The sequence below is a fragment of the Pseudomonas gingeri genome (genome assembly GCF_013385425.1).
Taxonomy (GTDB): Bacteria; Pseudomonadota; Gammaproteobacteria; order Pseudomonadales; family Pseudomonadaceae; genus Aquipseudomonas; species Aquipseudomonas gingeri_D.
The window spans coordinates 549,720-565,822 of sequence record NZ_JACAQA010000005.1 but is presented as its reverse complement, the minus strand read 5'-3'; the positions used below and the strand labels follow the sequence as shown (position 1 = coordinate 565,822).

The following is a 16,103-nucleotide window of genomic DNA, read 5'->3' as shown; positions in this document are numbered from 1 at the left end:
TCAGATCCCCTTTTGCAGGAGCGCGCTGAAGCGACGCTTGCTGTCCTCGGTGATCGACTCGATTTCCGCCGCCGCCGCCGAGGACTCCTTGCGCAGTTCCTGGATCAGACTCAGGCTGCTGGCCTGGAAGTCCACCACGGCATCGGCCAGGGCCTTGACCGAGCTGGCCTTCAGGGTCGAGCCGTAGCCGGCCTTCAACGCCGCATTCAGCTGCTCGCCGCCGACCTTGGCCTGGATCTCCAGGCTGGAGTTGATCCCCTGGTTCATCGCATTCAGGGTGTTGGTCACTTCGGCCAGCCCGCCGGACGAAGTAAAGCCCGCTGCCAGGCCGGTCAGGACGATTTCGTTGGTGGCGAAAAAGCTCACGGCACGCTGGTACAGCCGCTCTTTCACGCTGTGGTACTGGCTCAGGCGCGCAAACACCAGCTCGGCCGCGTTGTAGGCGGTCTTCAACTGATCGGCGATATCGGTGATGATCTGGTAACGTTTGTCCTCGTCCTGCAGGTCGCGCAAGGCGACATCCCGTGCCAGTTCGAGCTTGGCCCGTTCGGTCGCTTCCAGCTCGGCACCCTCCAGGGCCGCGCCGGCCTCGGTCAGGCCCTGGCGCCCGCTATCCATCTTCGCCTGGGCGATTTTCTGCACTTCGCAGGCATCTATCTCGGCCGTTTTCATCGCCAGGCGATAGTCCTGATAGGCTTCGAGAATCAGGGTTTCCAGCTGGATCTGCTCATTGGCCGACTTCGCCACATCCAGGTAGTTCTTGCGAATGCTCTCGAAGCGATCCGGGATCGAACCGCGGCGCATATTCATCCAGCCCAGTTGGATGCGCTCGGAGAATTGCAGCTTGCCGTCGGCCATCCATTCCATCATCTGCCGGGCATCGGCCTGGATCGAATCGAAGCTGGCGGCGATATCGGCATAACGGGTGCTGACGTCCATGCTCTGCAACTTGTCGCGGACCACGGCATTGAACACCGTGGACTGTTGCAGCGTGGCGGCGATGGCGGTGACGCGGGTGGCGTCATACACCGATACCTTGTCCAGCAGTGCCAGCACGGGAGCATTCTGGTCCGGGAAAGTGATGCCGATGGAGCGCAAGGCAGACATGGAGCGTTCGAGGTAGTTCATGAGCATATTCCCTATACGGAGCCTTCCAGGGCTCCATCATCCTGCCAACGTGAGCGCGAAATAATACCAGAGCGTCGTTGTTGAAGTTCCCATCTGACTGCCGTTTTTTAGCAAAGTGCCACTACCGCCCTTCACTATTTGAAGGGCAGCTGCGCAAGCATCGCCCCACAAAAACGCCAATGCCCCGACAAGTCGGGGCATTGGTGGGAGAGCAACCGCTTCACTGCGTTTTCACGCAACCGATAGCGGGTTATTCGGCAGCCGGGGCTTCCGGCTTGCGGCGCTTGAGCGGCGCCATACCGTCCTTGCTGACCAACGACAGGGCATCGGTCTTCGGCCGGTTGGCGATCTTGCGTTTGGTCGGTGCCTTGGCGGCCGACTTCTTCTTGTCGCCCTTGGCGTCGGTCTTTTTCTTCTTCACGCCGACAGCCTTGCCCGAAGCCTTGACCTTCTTCGGCCCGCCATAGGTGCCCTTGACTTCCTTGATGGTGCGGCGCTCGAAGCTCTGCTTGAGGTAGCGCTCGATGCTCGACATCAGGTTCCAGTCGCCGTGGCAGATCAGCGAGATCGCCAGGCCGTCGTTACCGGCACGCCCGGTCCGACCGATACGGTGCACGTATTCGTCGCCGCTGCGCGGCATATCGAAGTTGATCACCATGTCCAGGCCGTCCACGTCCAGGCCGCGAGCGGCGACGTCGGTGGCCACGAGGATCTTCACCCCGCCCTGCTTCAGGCGGTCGATGGCCAGCTTGCGGTCCTTCTGGTCCTTCTCGCCGTGCAGGACGAAAGCCTTGTATTCCTGGGCCACCAGGCGACCGTAGATACGGTCGGCCATGGCCCGGGTATTGGTGAAGACAATGGCTTTCTGATAGGTCTCGTTGGCCAGCAACCAGTTGAGGATCTGCTCTTTATGCTGGTTGTGGTCGGCGGTGATGATCTGCTGGCGCGTGGTGTCGTTCAGTTGGCTGACCGCATTGAGCTGCAGGTGCTCAGGGTTGTTCAGGACCTTGGCGATCATGTCGCGCAGGCCGGAACCGCCGGTGGTGGCGGAGAACAGCATGGTCTGCTGGCGGTTGGTGCATTCGTCCACCAGGCGCTGCACGTCTTCGGCAAAACCCATGTCGAGCATGCGGTCGGCTTCGTCGAGCACCAGCACTTCGACTTCTTTCAAGTCCAGGTTGCCGGCGTTCAGTTGCTCGATCATCCGCCCCGGGGTGCCGATCAGGATATCCGGCACCTTGCGCAGCATGGCGGCCTGGACCTTGAAGTCTTCACCACCGGTGATCAGGCCGGACTTGATGAAAGTGAACTGGGAGAAACGCTCGACTTCCTTGATGGTCTGCTGGGCCAGCTCACGGGTCGGCAGCAGGATCAGGGTCTTGATGCTGACGCGAACCTTGGCCGGGCCGATCAGGCGATTGAGGATCGGCAGGACGAACGCGGCGGTCTTGCCACTACCCGTTTGCGCCGTCACCCGCAGGTCACGCCCCTGCAACGCCAGTGGAATGGCCGCGGCCTGCACGGGCGTAGGCTCGACAAATTTAAGCTCGGCCACGGCTTTGAGCAGGCGTTCGTGCAGGGCGAATTCGGAAAACACGGGTGCTACCTCGAAGAAATACAAAATATCAGCGGCATAGGGTAACGGTTTCGAGCGCCGAGGCCGAGTTTCTTTGTGAAAAGCGCGACAAACAGCTCTGTTTTTGTGAGCGGATTTGTCTGTAACAGTCATCTTTGAAGTGTTAAATGCTCTAATCCCCCAGTTATTTCCTTCAGAAGATTCGTCATCCCCCATGGATATCAAACAGCTCTGGCTGCGCGCCCAGGACTTTTTCAGCGCCCTCGATCAACATCCCCTGCTGCAAACCGGGCTGGGCCTGGCCTTGTTGCTGATCGTGGCGCTGGTGCTCGGCCGGGTGGCGCGTTATGTGATCCTGCATACCGCCCGTCTGCTCGGGCGCCAGCCGGCGCTGCACTGGGTCAATGACCTGCTGCAGAACAAGGTCTTCCATCGCCTGGCGCAGACCACGCCCTCGCTGGTGATCCAGTTCGGCCTGCACCTGGTACCGGAACTGAGCAAGAACGGCCTGATCTTCTTCGGCAATGTCGCGCTGGCCTTTACCTTCCTGTTCCAGGTACTGGCCATGAGCGCCCTGCTCAATGCCCTGCTGGATATCTACGCACGCACCGAACATGCGCGCACGCGCTCGATCAAGGGTTATGTGCAGTTGGCGAAGATGGTGCTGTTCGTATTCGGCGCCATTGTGATCATCGCCACGCTGATCGACCGTTCGCCGCTGTTGCTGCTCTCGGGCCTGGGCGCCATGTCGGCGGTGATCCTGTTGGTCTACAAGGACACCCTGCTGTCCTTCGTTGCCAGCGTGCAGTTGACCAGCAACGACATGCTGCGGGTCGGCGACTGGATCGAGATGCCCCAGGTCGGCGCCGACGGCGATGTGGTGGACATCACCCTGCACACGGTCAAGGTGCAGAATTTCGACAAGACCATCGTCTCGATCCCGACCTGGCGGCTGATGTCCGAGTCGTTCCGCAACTGGCGCGGTATGCAGCAATCCGGTGGCCGGCGGATCAAGCGCAGCCTGTTCATCGACGCCGGCGCCGTGCGTTTCCTCCACGATGACGAAGAACAGCGGCTGAGCCGGGTGCGCCTGCTCACCGACTATATCGCTCGCAAGCAGGCCGAGCTCAAGGCCTGGAACGAAGCCCAGGGCAATGTCGCGGCGATGGCGGCGAACCGTCGACGCATGACCAACCTGGGGACCTTTCGCGCCTACGCCCTGGCGTATCTGAAGAGTCATCCGGAAGTACAGCCGGACATGACCTGCATGGTCCGCCAGATGCAGGCCACGGCCCAGGGTGTGCCGCTGGAGATCTACTGCTTCACCTCCACCACCGCCTGGGCCGACTACGAACGTATCCAGGGGGATATTTTCGATTACCTGCTGGCGGTGCTGCCGGAGTTCGGCCTGAGCCTGTACCAGCAGCCGAGCGGCAACGACCTGCGGGCCGGGATGTTGCCGGCGCTATTGGGCGCCAGCCATATTCCCGAGCCGCAGGAGCACGCGCTCTAGGCTTTGAGCGGACGCGCGCCCAGGCGGCTGATCCAGACTGCCGCAAGAATCACCAGGCCGCCGAAGAACAATCGCCCCAAGGGTTCATGCTGGTTCCAGATCAACAGGTTGATCAGCAGCCCCACCGGCACATGCAGGTTGTTCATCACCGCCAGCGTGGCGCCATTGACCAGGCACGCGCCCTTGTTCCACCAATACATCCCCAGCGCCGTGCTGACCAGTCCGAGGAACACCAGCACGCCCCATTGCAGCGGCCCCTCGGGCAGGTAGTGGGCCTTGCCGAACAACAGGAACGCCGGCAATGCCACCGCCAGCGCGCCCAGGTAGAAATAGCCGAAACGCCGGTAATGCGGCAGGTCGCTGGGATGACGCGCCACCAGGTGCTTGTAGAGCACCTGTCCGGCGGCATAGGTGAAGTTGGCCAATTGCAGCAGCAGGAAGCCCATGAAGAAATCCGGATTGATCCGGTCGTAGCGGATCACCGCCGCACCGGCCACCGCCACCAGTGCCGCGAGCAAGGCCCAGGGATTGAAGCGTCGGTTCAAGGCATCTTCGATCAGGGTCACGTGCAACGGTGTAAGGATGGTGAACAGCAGCACCTCCGGCACCGTCAGCACCCGGAAGCTCAGGTACAGGCAGACGTAGGTGACGCCGAACTGCAAGGCGCCGATCAGCAGCATGCCGCGCATGAACGCCGGCTCCACCTGGCGCCAGCGGGTCAAGGGAATGAACACCAGCCCGGCCAGCAGCACCCGCACCAGCACGGCAAAGTAGCTGTCGACATGACCGGCCAGGTATTCACCGATCAGGCTGAAGGAAAACGCCTGGAGCAGCGTGACGAAAAGTAGATAACCCATAAGCCCTCACATATTGCCGCCCATCCCACAAAATGAACGGGCCTGCCATCGAATGGCCGCGACCTTAGCGACTTTCTGCCGCGCAAGGAATCCGAGGCGAAAAAAAACCCGATCGGGCTGGGCGGCCGGATCGGGTTGCATGCACTCAGGGAGCAACCAGTGCAAAGGGAGGTTCTGCGCGTACAACTTGAAGGGGTTACTTGAAGAACTGTCGCTACTAAAACAATCGGCGATTAGCTGAACATTAAGCCCTCAAGCAACTTGGGCAATCCGCGCCTTGGCCTGGTTCAGGCCTTTTTCCTGGAAGTCGCCGCCCATGTTCAGGCCTTCGGCATGAATGAAGGTGACGTCGTGGATACCGATAAACGCCAGCACCTGGCGCAAGTAGGGTTCCTGATGATCGTTGGTGCCACCGGCATACAACCCGCCGCGCGCGGTCAGGACATAGGCTCGCTTGCCGACCAGCAGCCCTTGCGGGCCGGTGTCGGTGTACTTGAAGGTCAGGCCGGCCCGCAGCACATGGTCGAGCCAGGCCTTGAGGGTGCTCGGGATCGCAAAGTTGTACATCGGCGCGGCCAGCACCAGCACGTCCGCCGCCAGCAGCTCGTCGGTCAGCTGGTTGGAGCGCTCCAGCGCCGCCTTCTCGATGGCCGTACGTTGCTCGACGGGTTTCATCCAGCCGCCCAGCAGGTGGCTGTCCAGATGCGGCACCGGATCGGTTGCCAGATCACGGACAGTGATCGGATCGGCCGGGTGAGCGGCTTGCCATTGACCGATGAATTGCTGGGTCAACTGGCGGGAAACCGAGTCTTGCTGGCGGGCGCTGCTTTCGATAATCAGTACGCGGGACATGGGATGTAGGCTCCATCGCTAGGGGCTGTAAGTCGATGGAGTGAAGATTAAACAGCACTTAGCCGATAAAAAAGCCGAAAAAATGACTACAACCTATCTATAAATTTGTTGATAGGCGGAGCATGCTTGGCAGAATGCTCCTCGGGGGGTCATTTCGCTACGCAAGTCAGTCCCAGGCTCAACCGGATGATGCTGCGGGTGAATTTGGCGCTGGCATTCTTGCTCTTCCCGGCCGGCAGATCGAGCTTGCGGGTCCGTGGGGCCTCGGGGCCGTTACGGAACACCACGGTGCACAACGCGTCGGTTTTCCCGTAGTTGTTCACCTGGATGGAACCGATATCCGTATCGGTATCGAAGGTCGTGTAGTCGATGCTCAGGCCGTTGAGTTGTTTTTCGACCTCGATGGGATAGGCGAATGCCGTCAAGGGCAGCATGGCCAGCAACACACAACAGATTTTTCTCATTCGGCGGTCTCCATTAGGGACCGCCAGCTTAGGACAAGAGGAACCCAACTTGAAAGCGCCCCGCGTGACCCTTGATCAATGGCGAACGCTGCAGGCCGTGGTCGATCACGGCGGCTTCGCCCAGGCCGCCGAAGCCCTGCATCGTTCGCAGTCGTCCGTCAGCTATACCGTGGCCCGCATGCAGGATCAGCTCGGGGTGCCGCTATTGCGCATCGACGGGCGCAAAGCCGTGCTCACCGAGGCCGGCGGCGTGCTGCTGCGGCGCTCCCGGCAACTGGTGAAACAGGCCAGCCAGCTGGAAGACCTGGCCCACCATATGGAGCAGGGCTGGGAAGCCGAAGTGCGCCTGGTGGTGGACGCCGCCTACCCCAATGCCCGCCTGGTCCGGGCGCTGACCGCGTTCATGCCGCAGAGCCGCGGTTGCCGGGTGCGCCTGCGCGAAGAAGTGCTGTCGGGGGTGGAGGAAGTCCTCCTCGAAGGCGTCGCGGACCTGGCCATCAGCGGCTTCAATATCCCCGGTTACCTGGGCACCGAGATGAGTGCGGTGGAGTTCGTCGCCGTCGCCCACCCGGAACACGCCCTGCACCGCCTGCAACGCACCTTGACCTTCCAGGACCTGGAAAGCCAGCTGCAGGTGGTGATCCGTGACTCCGGCCGCCAGCAACCGCGCGATGTCGGCTGGCTCGGTGCCGAGCAGCGCTGGACCGTCGGCAGCCTGGCCACCGCCGCCACCTTTATCGGCAACGGCCTGGGCTTTGCCTGGCTGCCGCGACACATGATCGAACGGGAAATCCGGGAAGGCCTGCTCAAGGTGCTACCGTTGGATCAGGGCGGCAGCCGCCACCCGACCTTCTACCTGTACTCGAACAAGGACAAACCCCTGGGGCCGGCCACGCAGATTCTCATCGAACTGCTGCGCACCTTCGACACCGCGCCGCTGGACGCCCCCTTCGCCGCTCCCCAGCAAGCCTGACAGGACGTTGACCGATGGCCTATTTCGAACACGAAGGTTGTACGCTGCACTATGAGGAATACGGCCAGGGCACACCGGTGTTGCTGATACATGGCCTGGGGTCCAGCACCCTCGACTGGGAAATGCAGATACCGGCATTGTCAGCGCAGCACCGGGTAATCGTCATGGACATGCGCGGCCACGGTCGCTCCGACAAGCCTCGCCAGCGCTACAGCATCGCTGGGTTCAGCGCCGATGTAACGGCCCTGATCGAACACCTGAAACTGGACCCTCCGCACCTGGTGGGCCTGTCCATGGGCGGGATGATCAGTTTCCAACTGGCAGTGGATCAGCCGCAAATGTTCAAGAGCTTGTGCGTGGTTAACAGCGCGCCCGAAGTCAAGGTCCGCAAGCCCGGCGACTACCTGCAATGGGCCAAGCGCTGGAGCCTGGCCCGGCTGCTGGGTCCGAAGCGCATCGGCAAGGCCTTGAGCGTGATGCTGTTCCCAAAACCCGAGCAGGCAGAATTGCGGCGCAAGATGACCGAGCGCTGGGCAAGAAACGACAAACGTGCTTATCTCGCCAGCTTCGACGCCATCGTCGGCTGGGGTGTCCAGGAACAACTTTCACGGATTGCCTGTCCAACCCTGATCGTCAGCGCCGACCATGACTACACACCGGTCGCGTTGAAGGAAAGCTATGTCAAACTGATTCCCGATGCGCGTCTGGTGGTGATCGCCGACTCACGCCACGCCACGCCGCTGGATCAACCCCAGGTCTTCAACCAAACCCTGCTTGAGTTTCTAACCGCAGTCGAAACCACCACCCAGGATCACTGAACCATGCTGAAAAAAATCGCCCTGTTCACCGGCTCCGTCCTGTTCGCCGCCAACCTGATGGCCGCCACCGATGCCGCCAAGGCGCCCCATGTAGAACTGGTGACCACCAACGGCACCATTGAAATCGAGCTGGACCCGGTGCATGCGCCGATCAGCACCAAGAACTTCCTCGCCTACGTGGACAGTGGTTTCTATAACAACACCATCTTCCACCGGGTGATTCCGGGCTTCATGGTCCAGGGCGGCGGTTTCACCGCGCAAATGTCGCAAAAGCCGACCCAGGCGCCGATCAAGAATGAAGCCAGCAACGGCCTGCACAACGTGCGCGGCAGCTTGTCGATGGCCCGCACCTCGGACCCGAACTCGGCCACCAGCCAATTCTTCATCAACGTGAAGGACAATGACTTCCTCGACCCGGGCCGCGATGCCGGTTATGCGGTCTTCGCCAAGGTGGTCAAGGGCATGGAGGTGGTCGATATCATCGTCAACTCGCCGACCACCACCAAGCAGGGCATGTCGGACGTGCCGTCGGACCCGGTGTATATCAAGTCGGCCAAGCGGATCGACTAATGGCAGGCGCAAGCCACAGGCCGGGTGCCTCTGGCTTGCGCCGCTTCATCTTCAAGGAGAGCCCGCCTGACGGGCGTCAGAACCCATGCTCTATCGTCGTTTTGAACAACTGATCGATATTTTCCGCGACGCCCCCACTGCCGCTCCGCCAAACACTGTCCTGCCCTTCTACCTGTATTACCTGCGCCAGGTCTGGCCAAGCTTCGCCGCACTGTTGATCGTGGGCTTGTTCGCCGCGCTGATCGAAGTGGCGCTGTTCAGCTACCTGAGCCGGATCATCGACCTGGCCCAGGGCACGCCCAATACCGAATTCTTCCAGGTCCATGGCCGCGAACTGCTGTGGATGGCCGTGGTCGCCCTGATCCTGCGGCCGATCTTCTTCGGCCTGCACGACCTGCTGGTGCACCAGACCATCAGCCCCGGCATGACCAGCCTGATTCGCTGGCAAAACCACAGCTATGTACTCAGGCAGAGCCTCAACTTCTTCCAGAACGATTTCGCCGGACGCATCGCCCAGCGCATCATGCAGACCGGCAACTCGCTGCGTGACTCCGCCGTCCAGGCCGTCGATGCCATCTGGCATGTGCTGATCTACGTCATCAGCTCCCTGGTGCTGTTCGTCGAGGCCGACTGGCGCCTGATGATCCCGCTGCTGATCTGGATCGCCTGCTACATCGGCGCGCTGTACTACTTCGTGCCACGGGTGAAGGCGCGCTCGGTGATTTCCTCCGAAGCCCGTTCCAAACTCATGGGCCGGATCGTCGACGGCTACACCAATATCACCACCCTGAAGCTGTTTGCCCACACCCGTTTCGAGCAGCAATACGCCCGTGATGCCCTGGTGGAGCAGACCGAAAAAACCCAACTGGCGGCCCGCGTGGTGACCAGCATGGACGTCGTCATCACCAGCCTCAACGGCCTGCTGATCGTCACCACCACGGGCCTCGCGCTGTGGCTGTGGACCCAGTCGCTGATCTCGGTCGGCGCCATTGCCCTGGCCACCGGTTTGGTGATCCGTATCGTCAACATGTCCGGTTGGATCATGTGGGTGGTCAACGGCATTTTCGAAAATATCGGCATGGTCCAGGACGGCCTGCAGACCATCGCCCAACCGGTCAGCGTCACCGACCGCGAGCAGGCGCCGCGCCTGCGGGTCACCCAGGGCGAGGTGCGCTTCGAGCATGTGGACTTCCACTACGGCAAACGCAGCGGGGTGATCAGCGACCTCAACCTGACGATTCGTCCGGGGGAGAAAATCGGCCTGATCGGTCCGTCGGGGGCCGGCAAGTCGACCCTGGTCAACCTGCTGCTGCGGCTCTATGACCTGCAAGGCGGGCGGATCCTGGTGGATGGCCAGGACATTGCCGAAGTCGCCCAGGAAAGCCTGCGCGAACGCATCGGCATGATTACCCAGGACACTTCGCTGCTGCACCGTTCGATCCGCGACAACCTGCTCTACGGCAAACCCGATGCCAGCGACGCCGAACTCTGGGAGGCGGTGCGCAAGGCCCGGGCCGATGAGTTCATCCCGCTGCTGTCGGATGCCGAGGGCCGCACCGGCTTCGACGCCCATGTCGGCGAGCGCGGGGTGAAACTCTCCGGTGGCCAGCGCCAGCGCGTCGCGATTGCCCGGGTCCTGCTCAAGGACGCGCCGATCCTGATCATGGACGAAGCGACCTCGGCCCTGGATTCGGAAGTGGAAGCGGCGATCCAGGAAAGCCTGGAAACCCTGATGGAAGGCAAGACCGTGATCGCCATTGCCCACCGTCTGTCGACCATTGCCCGCATGGACCGCCTGGTGGTCCTGGAAAATGGCCGGATTGCCGAAACCGGCAGTCATGCCGAGCTGTTGGCCCATGGCGGCCTATATGCACGCCTGTGGCAGCACCAGACCGGCGGGTTTGTCGGTATCGATTGAACGTCACCATCGCCCTCGGAAGGGGGCGGTTGACCCATCAGGCCTGCCGGTAAGGCAGTGCCGCCTTCGCCTCTTCGGCATAGGCCAGGATGCCCACCCGTTCCTGTGCAAGGAAATCCTTCACCGCCGTGCGCAACCCCGGATGACGCAGGTAATGCCAGGAGTGGGTGATCACCGGCTCGAAACCGCGAATCAACTTGTGCTCGCCCTGGGCACCGGCATCGAAGCGTTGCAAACCCTGGGCGATGGCGTAGTCCATGCCCTGGTAGAAGCAGGTCTCGAAATGCAGCCGGTCGAACTCCGCCAGGCAGCCCCAGTAACGTCCGTAGAAACTGTCGCCGCCGATCAGGCTGAAAGCCATGGCCACGGGCCGCCCGCCCTGCTTGGCCAGGACCACGCGGATCGACTCGGGCATGCGCTCGGCCAGCAGGCTGAAGAATTCCCGGGTCAGGTAGGGCGTCTGGCGTCGCACCGCATAGGTATTGGCATAACAGGCGTAGACGAAGTCCCACTGGGCCTCGCTCAACTCGCGGCCTTCCAGCCATTGGAAATCGAAGCCCTGTCCGCCGACCTGCTCGCGCTCCTTGCGCATCTGCTTGCGCTTGCGCGAACTCAGGGTATCGAGGAAGTCCTGGAAATCCCGGTAGCCGCGGTTCTGCCAATGAAACTGGCAACCGTAACGCAGCAACCAGCCGGGTTGTTCGCCCAGGGCGGCATCGGCCAGGGCATCGGTGAAGTTGATATGGGCGCTGGAAAGCTCTTCGATCTCCAGATAACCCGGCAAGGCGGCCAGCAACTCGAAACCGTCTTCGGCCTTGGCCGCCAGCAGCCGCGCGCCGCCCACCGGACTGAATGGCACGGCGGTCAACAGCTTGGGGTAGTAGGCGATGCCCGCGCGCTCGCAGGCCTCGGCCCAGCCATGATCGAACACGTACTCGCCATAGGAATGCCATTTGCGATAACTCGGCAAGGCCGCCAGCAGCCGACCGTCCTCCACATGCAACAGATGCTCCGGCTGCCAGCCCGAGTGCGGACCGAGGCTGCCGCTGTCTTCCAAGGCACTCAGGAACCCATGGCTGAGGAATGGCTGGCCGTCGGGCACCAGCGCATCCCATTGCTCGGCAGCGACCTCAGAGAGGCTTTGCAGACGTTGTAACGGCATCGATATCCCCAGGCAGGTGCAACATGCAGAGCGAGTATCGCGCATGTGTGGCAGGAAGGGCGACAGGTAGAGCGGAAAACCGATAGCGGTCTGAAAGTCCGCCGGGAAGGGAATCTTAAAAACTATTTCATTGGACTTGAAAGTCGCCTGGGAACACCATTCCAGAAGGTTACAGAACAGCGGCCGGGCTGTTTGACCGAGGGCTTTGAGGGCAGGTATCGCGCACGGACAGAACCCCTGGGCGCGTCCAAAAGCCAGACAAAAAAACGCCCCGCGCGACAGAGCGTCGAGCGGGGCGCCAAAAGAGCGGAGCTTACAACAGTGGAATCGAGTAGCTGACGATCAGACGGTTTTCGTCCTGGTCGCCGCTGGAAGCAACGATGGTGTTGGTACGCCACATGGCGTTTTTCCAGGCGAAGCCGAGGTTCTTGAGGGGGCCTTCAGGAATCACGTAGGACAGGCTGATATCGCGTTCCCACTCGCTCTGGTTGCCTGCGGTGTTCTGAATATTGTCGCCATGCAGGTAGATGATACCGGCGGTCAGGCCAGGTACGCCGACCTTGGCGAAGTCATAGGCGTAACGAGCTTGCCAGGTACGCTCGCCGGCACGGGCGAACTTCTGGATCTGCATGTCGGTGATGGTGCTGTTGGACGAGCCGTCACCCTGGTTCAACCATGGGAAGTCGCTGTCGCCTTTGGTGTACTGATAACCAGCGCCGAAGGTGTGACCGGAAACCGAGTACAGGGCTAGATAGCTGTACAGGTCATTATCGACCTTGCCCTTGGTCACAGGTGCGTTATCAGGGAAGTAACCAGTGGTGTAGTAAGCAGAGGTGTTACCGTTGGCACCGTTGTCGCGGCTACGATAGTAACGCAGGTCGCTTTTCAGCACGCCCGGACCGATGGCCCAGTTGTGTACCAGACCCAGGAAGTTCTGCGAGTAGAAATCTTTCAGCTCGCCGAAGTAGTACGAAGCGACCAGGTCCTTGGTGATCTTGTAGTCGGCACCGGCGTACTGGAACTTGTTGCTGAACCGGCCCGCAGTACCCTGGGAGTAGTTCGAGCTGGCGTTGGCACCGGCAATCGACAGATCTTCGTCGTTGCTCGAGTTACGGCCCTTGGCTTTCTCGACCTGACCGAGGGTCAGGGTCAGATCCTTGATCTCGTTCGAAGTGATCTGGCCACCGGTGAAGGTTTGTGGCAGCAGACGACCATCGTTGTACTTGATCACCGGGTTGTTCGGCAGCAGGGTACCGATCTTCAGTTCGGTCTGCGAAACGCGGACTTTACCGGTCAGGCCCAGGCTACCGAAATCATTGACTGCCTTGGCATTGTTGCCGTTGGTGGCTTCGGTCGGGAATACAGTGCCGCCAGCGGAGGTTTTGCTCGCGCCGTTGGTACCACCACCGGTGTCCAGACGGATAGCTTCCAGAGCCATGACATCCAGACCGAAACCTACGGTGCCTTGGGTGTAACCGGAGTTGAAGCGCAGATCGAAGCCTTGGCCCCATTCCGAGTTCAGGTTCTGAGCGGGCTTGCCGCTACGGTTATCGGTGTTGATGTAGAAGTTACGCAGACCCAGGGTCGACGTAGCGCCATCGATAAAACCTTTCGCATCAGCTTGCCCATCGGCGTACGCCTGCTGGGACAAAACCCCTACGGCCACTGCCAGGGCCAAGGTGCACTTGTTCATTGTTTCGCTCCTCTGGATTCAAACTTTTTCGGGTCTATTTGTGGCGTCCGTTGCCATCACGCGGGTGCGCAGCCATTGCCGGGGCCTGACCTGCTTTGTTGGGAGGGAATCTTGGCGTGGGGTTATTTCAGAGCGGTTTCTGGTCGATTAAGGTTTTGTGACAGCGGAACTTTTTCCGACAGGCACAAATAATCGCAAAGCCCCGGTTTACGGGGCTTTGGCAGAAAAATAATGGCTTTTTAGAACTATGGTTTTCCAGCATCCTGGCGCTGAGCCGCCAACTGGGCGGACAAGGCCTCGAGATTTTCGACCGGCGGTTCGGGCATATGCTTCAGGGTGGCCTGCATCAAGCGCATCTGACGGATAAAACGCCGGCAGTTGGGGCAGAACATCAAGTGATGGCGCACCATCAGGCGCTCCCGAAAGCTCAGCTGGCCATCGAGATAGTCGCTGGAACGTGCCACTTGTTCCTTGCAGGTCAGCATTCGCCGGTCTCCTCAAAATGCTCCACGGTCGCGAAAACTTTCAAGCGTGCCCTGTGCAGCAGCACCCTGACATTGGAGAGCGAGATCCCCAGAAGATTACAGATCTCCTCCAACTCCAACCCCTGGCGTTCGCGCAACAACAAGACACTGCTCTGCAACTCGGACAAACTCAACAGCGTGTGCTCCAGGCACTGACGCAGTTCATCCTCGCTGAGCAGGGCTTCGGGAGTGTCCTCATGCCAGGCGTGGGGAGCCAGTGCCCAGTGGCCGTCAGCGGCAAAGCGTTCGTCGCCGATGGTGCCGTGGGGCGACGGCAGGTCATCGAGCAGCACTTCGCGGCGGTTCTGCTTGTAGCGATTCTTCGCCGCGTTGGCGGTGATGGTCAACAGCCAGGTCTTGAGACTGGAACGTCCCTGGAAGCCCGCCAGGTTGCGCACCACGGCCAGCCAGGCATCCTGGACCGCTTCATCGGCCTGGCGACTGCCGACAATGGCATAGGCCACCGCGCGCATCGCGCTCTGGTAGGTGCTGACCAACTCCTTGTAAGCCCGTTGTTCGCCTGCCAGCAAGCGTTCGAGCAGTTGACTATCGTCCATTGCCGCCATTCACAACCTCGCGTTCGGATTTCCGGGACGTCATAGAGCATCAGTTTTTTTGCCGCTGCTCCATCCCCATGTTCAACACGAGAATAGCGATCGCTCCCTGAAACGCATCGGAACAAGGAAGCCCCCCTTCCCGCCTGGCGCGCACACGATGCCAGACGGGAGGGCGCCGATCAACGCTTGCGCAGGATCACGCTACCGATCGAATAACCGGCGCCGAACGAACTGAGCACGGCCAGCGAACCCGTCGCCAGATCGTCCTGGTTCTTGTGGAACGCAATCACCGAACCTGCAGAGCTGGTGTTGGCGTAAGTGTCGAGAATCACCGGCGCCTCTGCTTCCGTGGCCTCACGGCCCAGCAGCTTCTTGACGATCAGATGGTTCATGCTGAGGTTGGCCTGGTGCAGCCAGAAGCGCTTCACATCGCCGATGTTCAGCTGGTTTTCCTGCAGATGCGCGGCAATGAGTTCGGCCACCATCGGGCAGACGTCACGGAACACCTTGCGACCTTCCTGGACAAACAGCTTGTCCGGGGCACCGATGCCCTCTTCCGCCGCGCGGTTGAGGAAACCGAAGTTGTTGCGGATGTTATTGGAGAACTGGGTCAGCAGCTTGGTGCCGACAATCTCGAACTGATAAGGCGAGGTCGCCAGGTCTGCCCGCTCCACCACCACCGCCGTCGCCGCATCACCGAAAATGAAATGGCTGTCACGGTCGCGGAAGTTCAGGTGGCCGGTGCAGATTTCCGGGTTGACCATCAGGATCGCCCGGGCCTGGCCCAATTGAATGCTGTTGCTGGCGGTCTGGATACCGAAGGTCGCCGAGGAACAGGCGACGTTCATGTCGAAGCCGAAGCCCTGGATACCGAGGGCTTCCTGGACCTCGATGGCCACCGCCGGGTAAGCCCGTTGCAGGTTCGAGCAGGCGACGATGACGCCGTCGATGTCCGCGGCGGTCTTGCCCGCGCGTTGCAGGGCCTGTTCGGCGGCACCGATGGCCATCTGGCAGAGGATCGACCACTCGTCGTTGGAACGCTCGGGCAGGCGTGGGCGCATGCGCTGGGGATCGAGAATGCCATCCTTGTCCATGACAAAACGGCTCTTGATACCGGACGCTTTCTCGATGAACGCGGCACTCGACTCGATCAGCGCCTGAACTTCGCCGCGCTCGATGGCAGCGGCGTTTTCGAGGTTGAACTGCTGCACATAGCTGTTGAAAGACTGCACCAGCTCCTCGTTGGAAATGCTGTTGGCCGGGGTGTACAGGCCGGTGCCGCTGATGACGACGTTATGCACGCTCGTTCCTCTATTCTGTTCAGGCAGAAGGCATTGGCACATTCGTACCAATACGTAAAAGGGCCAATCCCGTCAAAACGGCAAAGGGCCTGGAGTCGTTTTCTTCCGTCCTGGTCGGGCAAGCAGCGCTCAAACCATGGAATCGGCATTTATAGCCGCCAAGTGTGCCATAAACATTGGGATTTGGCCCTAGGGCC

General features: G+C 60.9%; 15 protein-coding genes. 5 read left to right on the top strand and 10 right to left on the bottom strand.

Annotated features, from left to right (window positions below):
* Both HX830_RS10400 and HX830_RS10395 read right to left on the bottom strand, forming a co-directional pair.
* Window positions 1–1,128: a merozoite surface protein 3b gene (locus HX830_RS10400; protein ID WP_177100035.1), complete on the bottom strand. Its 1,128-nt coding sequence runs from the start codon at window positions 1,126–1,128 to the stop codon at window positions 1–3.
* A 250-nt stretch (window positions 1,129–1,378) separates the two neighbouring features.
* Complete coding sequence (locus HX830_RS10395) at window positions 1,379–2,725, bottom strand: DEAD/DEAH box helicase (protein WP_177100033.1); 1,347 nt, start codon at window positions 2,723–2,725, stop codon at window positions 1,379–1,381.
* A 193-nt stretch (window positions 2,726–2,918) separates the two neighbouring features.
* Here HX830_RS10395 and HX830_RS10390 point away from each other — a divergent pair, with 193 nt between their 5' ends.
* Entirely contained in the window at window positions 2,919–4,217 is a 1,299-nt protein-coding gene (locus HX830_RS10390) for a mechanosensitive ion channel family protein (protein ID WP_177100031.1), read from the top strand.
* Here HX830_RS10390 and HX830_RS10385 read toward each other — a convergent pair.
* The 3 genes from HX830_RS10385 to HX830_RS10375 all read right to left on the bottom strand — a co-directional run bounded on the left by HX830_RS10385 (window position 4,214) and on the right by HX830_RS10375 (window position 6,390).
* Complete coding sequence (locus HX830_RS10385) at window positions 4,214–5,074, bottom strand: carboxylate/amino acid/amine transporter (RefSeq protein WP_177100029.1); 861 nt, start codon at window positions 5,072–5,074, stop codon at window positions 4,214–4,216. The two genes, HX830_RS10390 and HX830_RS10385, sit on opposite strands and share 4 nt — an antisense overlap.
* 252 nt (window positions 5,075–5,326) lie before the next feature.
* Window positions 5,327–5,926, bottom strand: a complete 600-nt coding sequence (locus HX830_RS10380; RefSeq protein WP_103499816.1) for an FMN-dependent NADH-azoreductase — start codon at window positions 5,924–5,926, stop codon at window positions 5,327–5,329.
* Window positions 5,927–6,075: 149 nt separating this feature from the next.
* Window positions 6,076–6,390: a 3-phosphoglycerate kinase gene (locus tag HX830_RS10375; protein WP_103499815.1), complete on the bottom strand. Its 315-nt coding sequence runs from the start codon at window positions 6,388–6,390 to the stop codon at window positions 6,076–6,078.
* A gap of 49 nt (window positions 6,391–6,439) precedes the next feature.
* Between HX830_RS10375 and HX830_RS10370 the strand changes: the two genes are divergently transcribed.
* The 4 genes from HX830_RS10370 to HX830_RS10355 all read left to right on the top strand — a co-directional run bounded on the left by HX830_RS10370 (window position 6,440) and on the right by HX830_RS10355 (window position 10,669).
* The gene (locus HX830_RS10370; RefSeq protein WP_100938915.1) at window positions 6,440–7,363 is read left to right on the top strand and encodes a LysR family transcriptional regulator; all 924 of its coding nucleotides are present in this window, start codon (window positions 6,440–6,442) and stop codon (window positions 7,361–7,363) included.
* Between the two features lie 14 nt (window positions 7,364–7,377).
* Entirely contained in the window at window positions 7,378–8,181 is an 804-nt protein-coding gene (locus HX830_RS10365) for an alpha/beta fold hydrolase (RefSeq protein ID WP_177100027.1), read from the top strand.
* Between the two features lie 3 nt (window positions 8,182–8,184).
* On the top strand, window positions 8,185–8,751 hold the full coding sequence (locus HX830_RS10360) for a peptidylprolyl isomerase (RefSeq protein ID WP_103499813.1): 567 nt from the start codon (window positions 8,185–8,187) through the stop codon (window positions 8,749–8,751).
* Window positions 8,752–8,836: 85 nt separating this feature from the next.
* Window positions 8,837–10,669, top strand: coding sequence for an ABC transporter ATP-binding protein (locus tag HX830_RS10355; protein WP_103499812.1), 1,833 nt, complete (start codon window positions 8,837–8,839; stop codon window positions 10,667–10,669).
* Between the two features lie 37 nt (window positions 10,670–10,706).
* Here HX830_RS10355 and HX830_RS10350 read toward each other — a convergent pair whose 3' ends face one another.
* The 5 genes from HX830_RS10350 to HX830_RS10330 all read right to left on the bottom strand — a co-directional run bounded on the left by HX830_RS10350 (window position 10,707) and on the right by HX830_RS10330 (window position 15,906).
* Window positions 10,707–11,831, bottom strand: coding sequence for a GNAT family N-acetyltransferase (locus HX830_RS10350; RefSeq protein ID WP_177100025.1), 1,125 nt, complete (start codon window positions 11,829–11,831; stop codon window positions 10,707–10,709).
* A 313-nt stretch (window positions 11,832–12,144) separates the two neighbouring features.
* The gene (locus HX830_RS10345; RefSeq protein WP_177100023.1) at window positions 12,145–13,524 is read right to left on the bottom strand and encodes an OprD family porin; all 1,380 of its coding nucleotides are present in this window, start codon (window positions 13,522–13,524) and stop codon (window positions 12,145–12,147) included.
* A gap of 245 nt (window positions 13,525–13,769) precedes the next feature.
* Window positions 13,770–14,009: an anti-sigma factor family protein gene (locus HX830_RS10340; RefSeq protein WP_121137776.1), complete on the bottom strand. Its 240-nt coding sequence runs from the start codon at window positions 14,007–14,009 to the stop codon at window positions 13,770–13,772.
* Window positions 14,003–14,614, bottom strand: a complete 612-nt coding sequence (locus tag HX830_RS10335) for an RNA polymerase sigma factor (RefSeq protein WP_103498704.1) — start codon at window positions 14,612–14,614, stop codon at window positions 14,003–14,005. Before HX830_RS10335 ends, HX830_RS10340 begins: the two co-directional genes overlap by 7 nt.
* A 170-nt stretch (window positions 14,615–14,784) precedes the next feature.
* Window positions 14,785–15,906 (bottom strand): beta-ketoacyl-ACP synthase III, encoded by a 1,122-nt coding sequence (locus HX830_RS10330; RefSeq protein ID WP_103498703.1) that lies wholly within the window; start codon window positions 15,904–15,906, stop codon window positions 14,785–14,787.
* Between the last annotated feature and the right edge of the window lie 197 nt (window positions 15,907–16,103).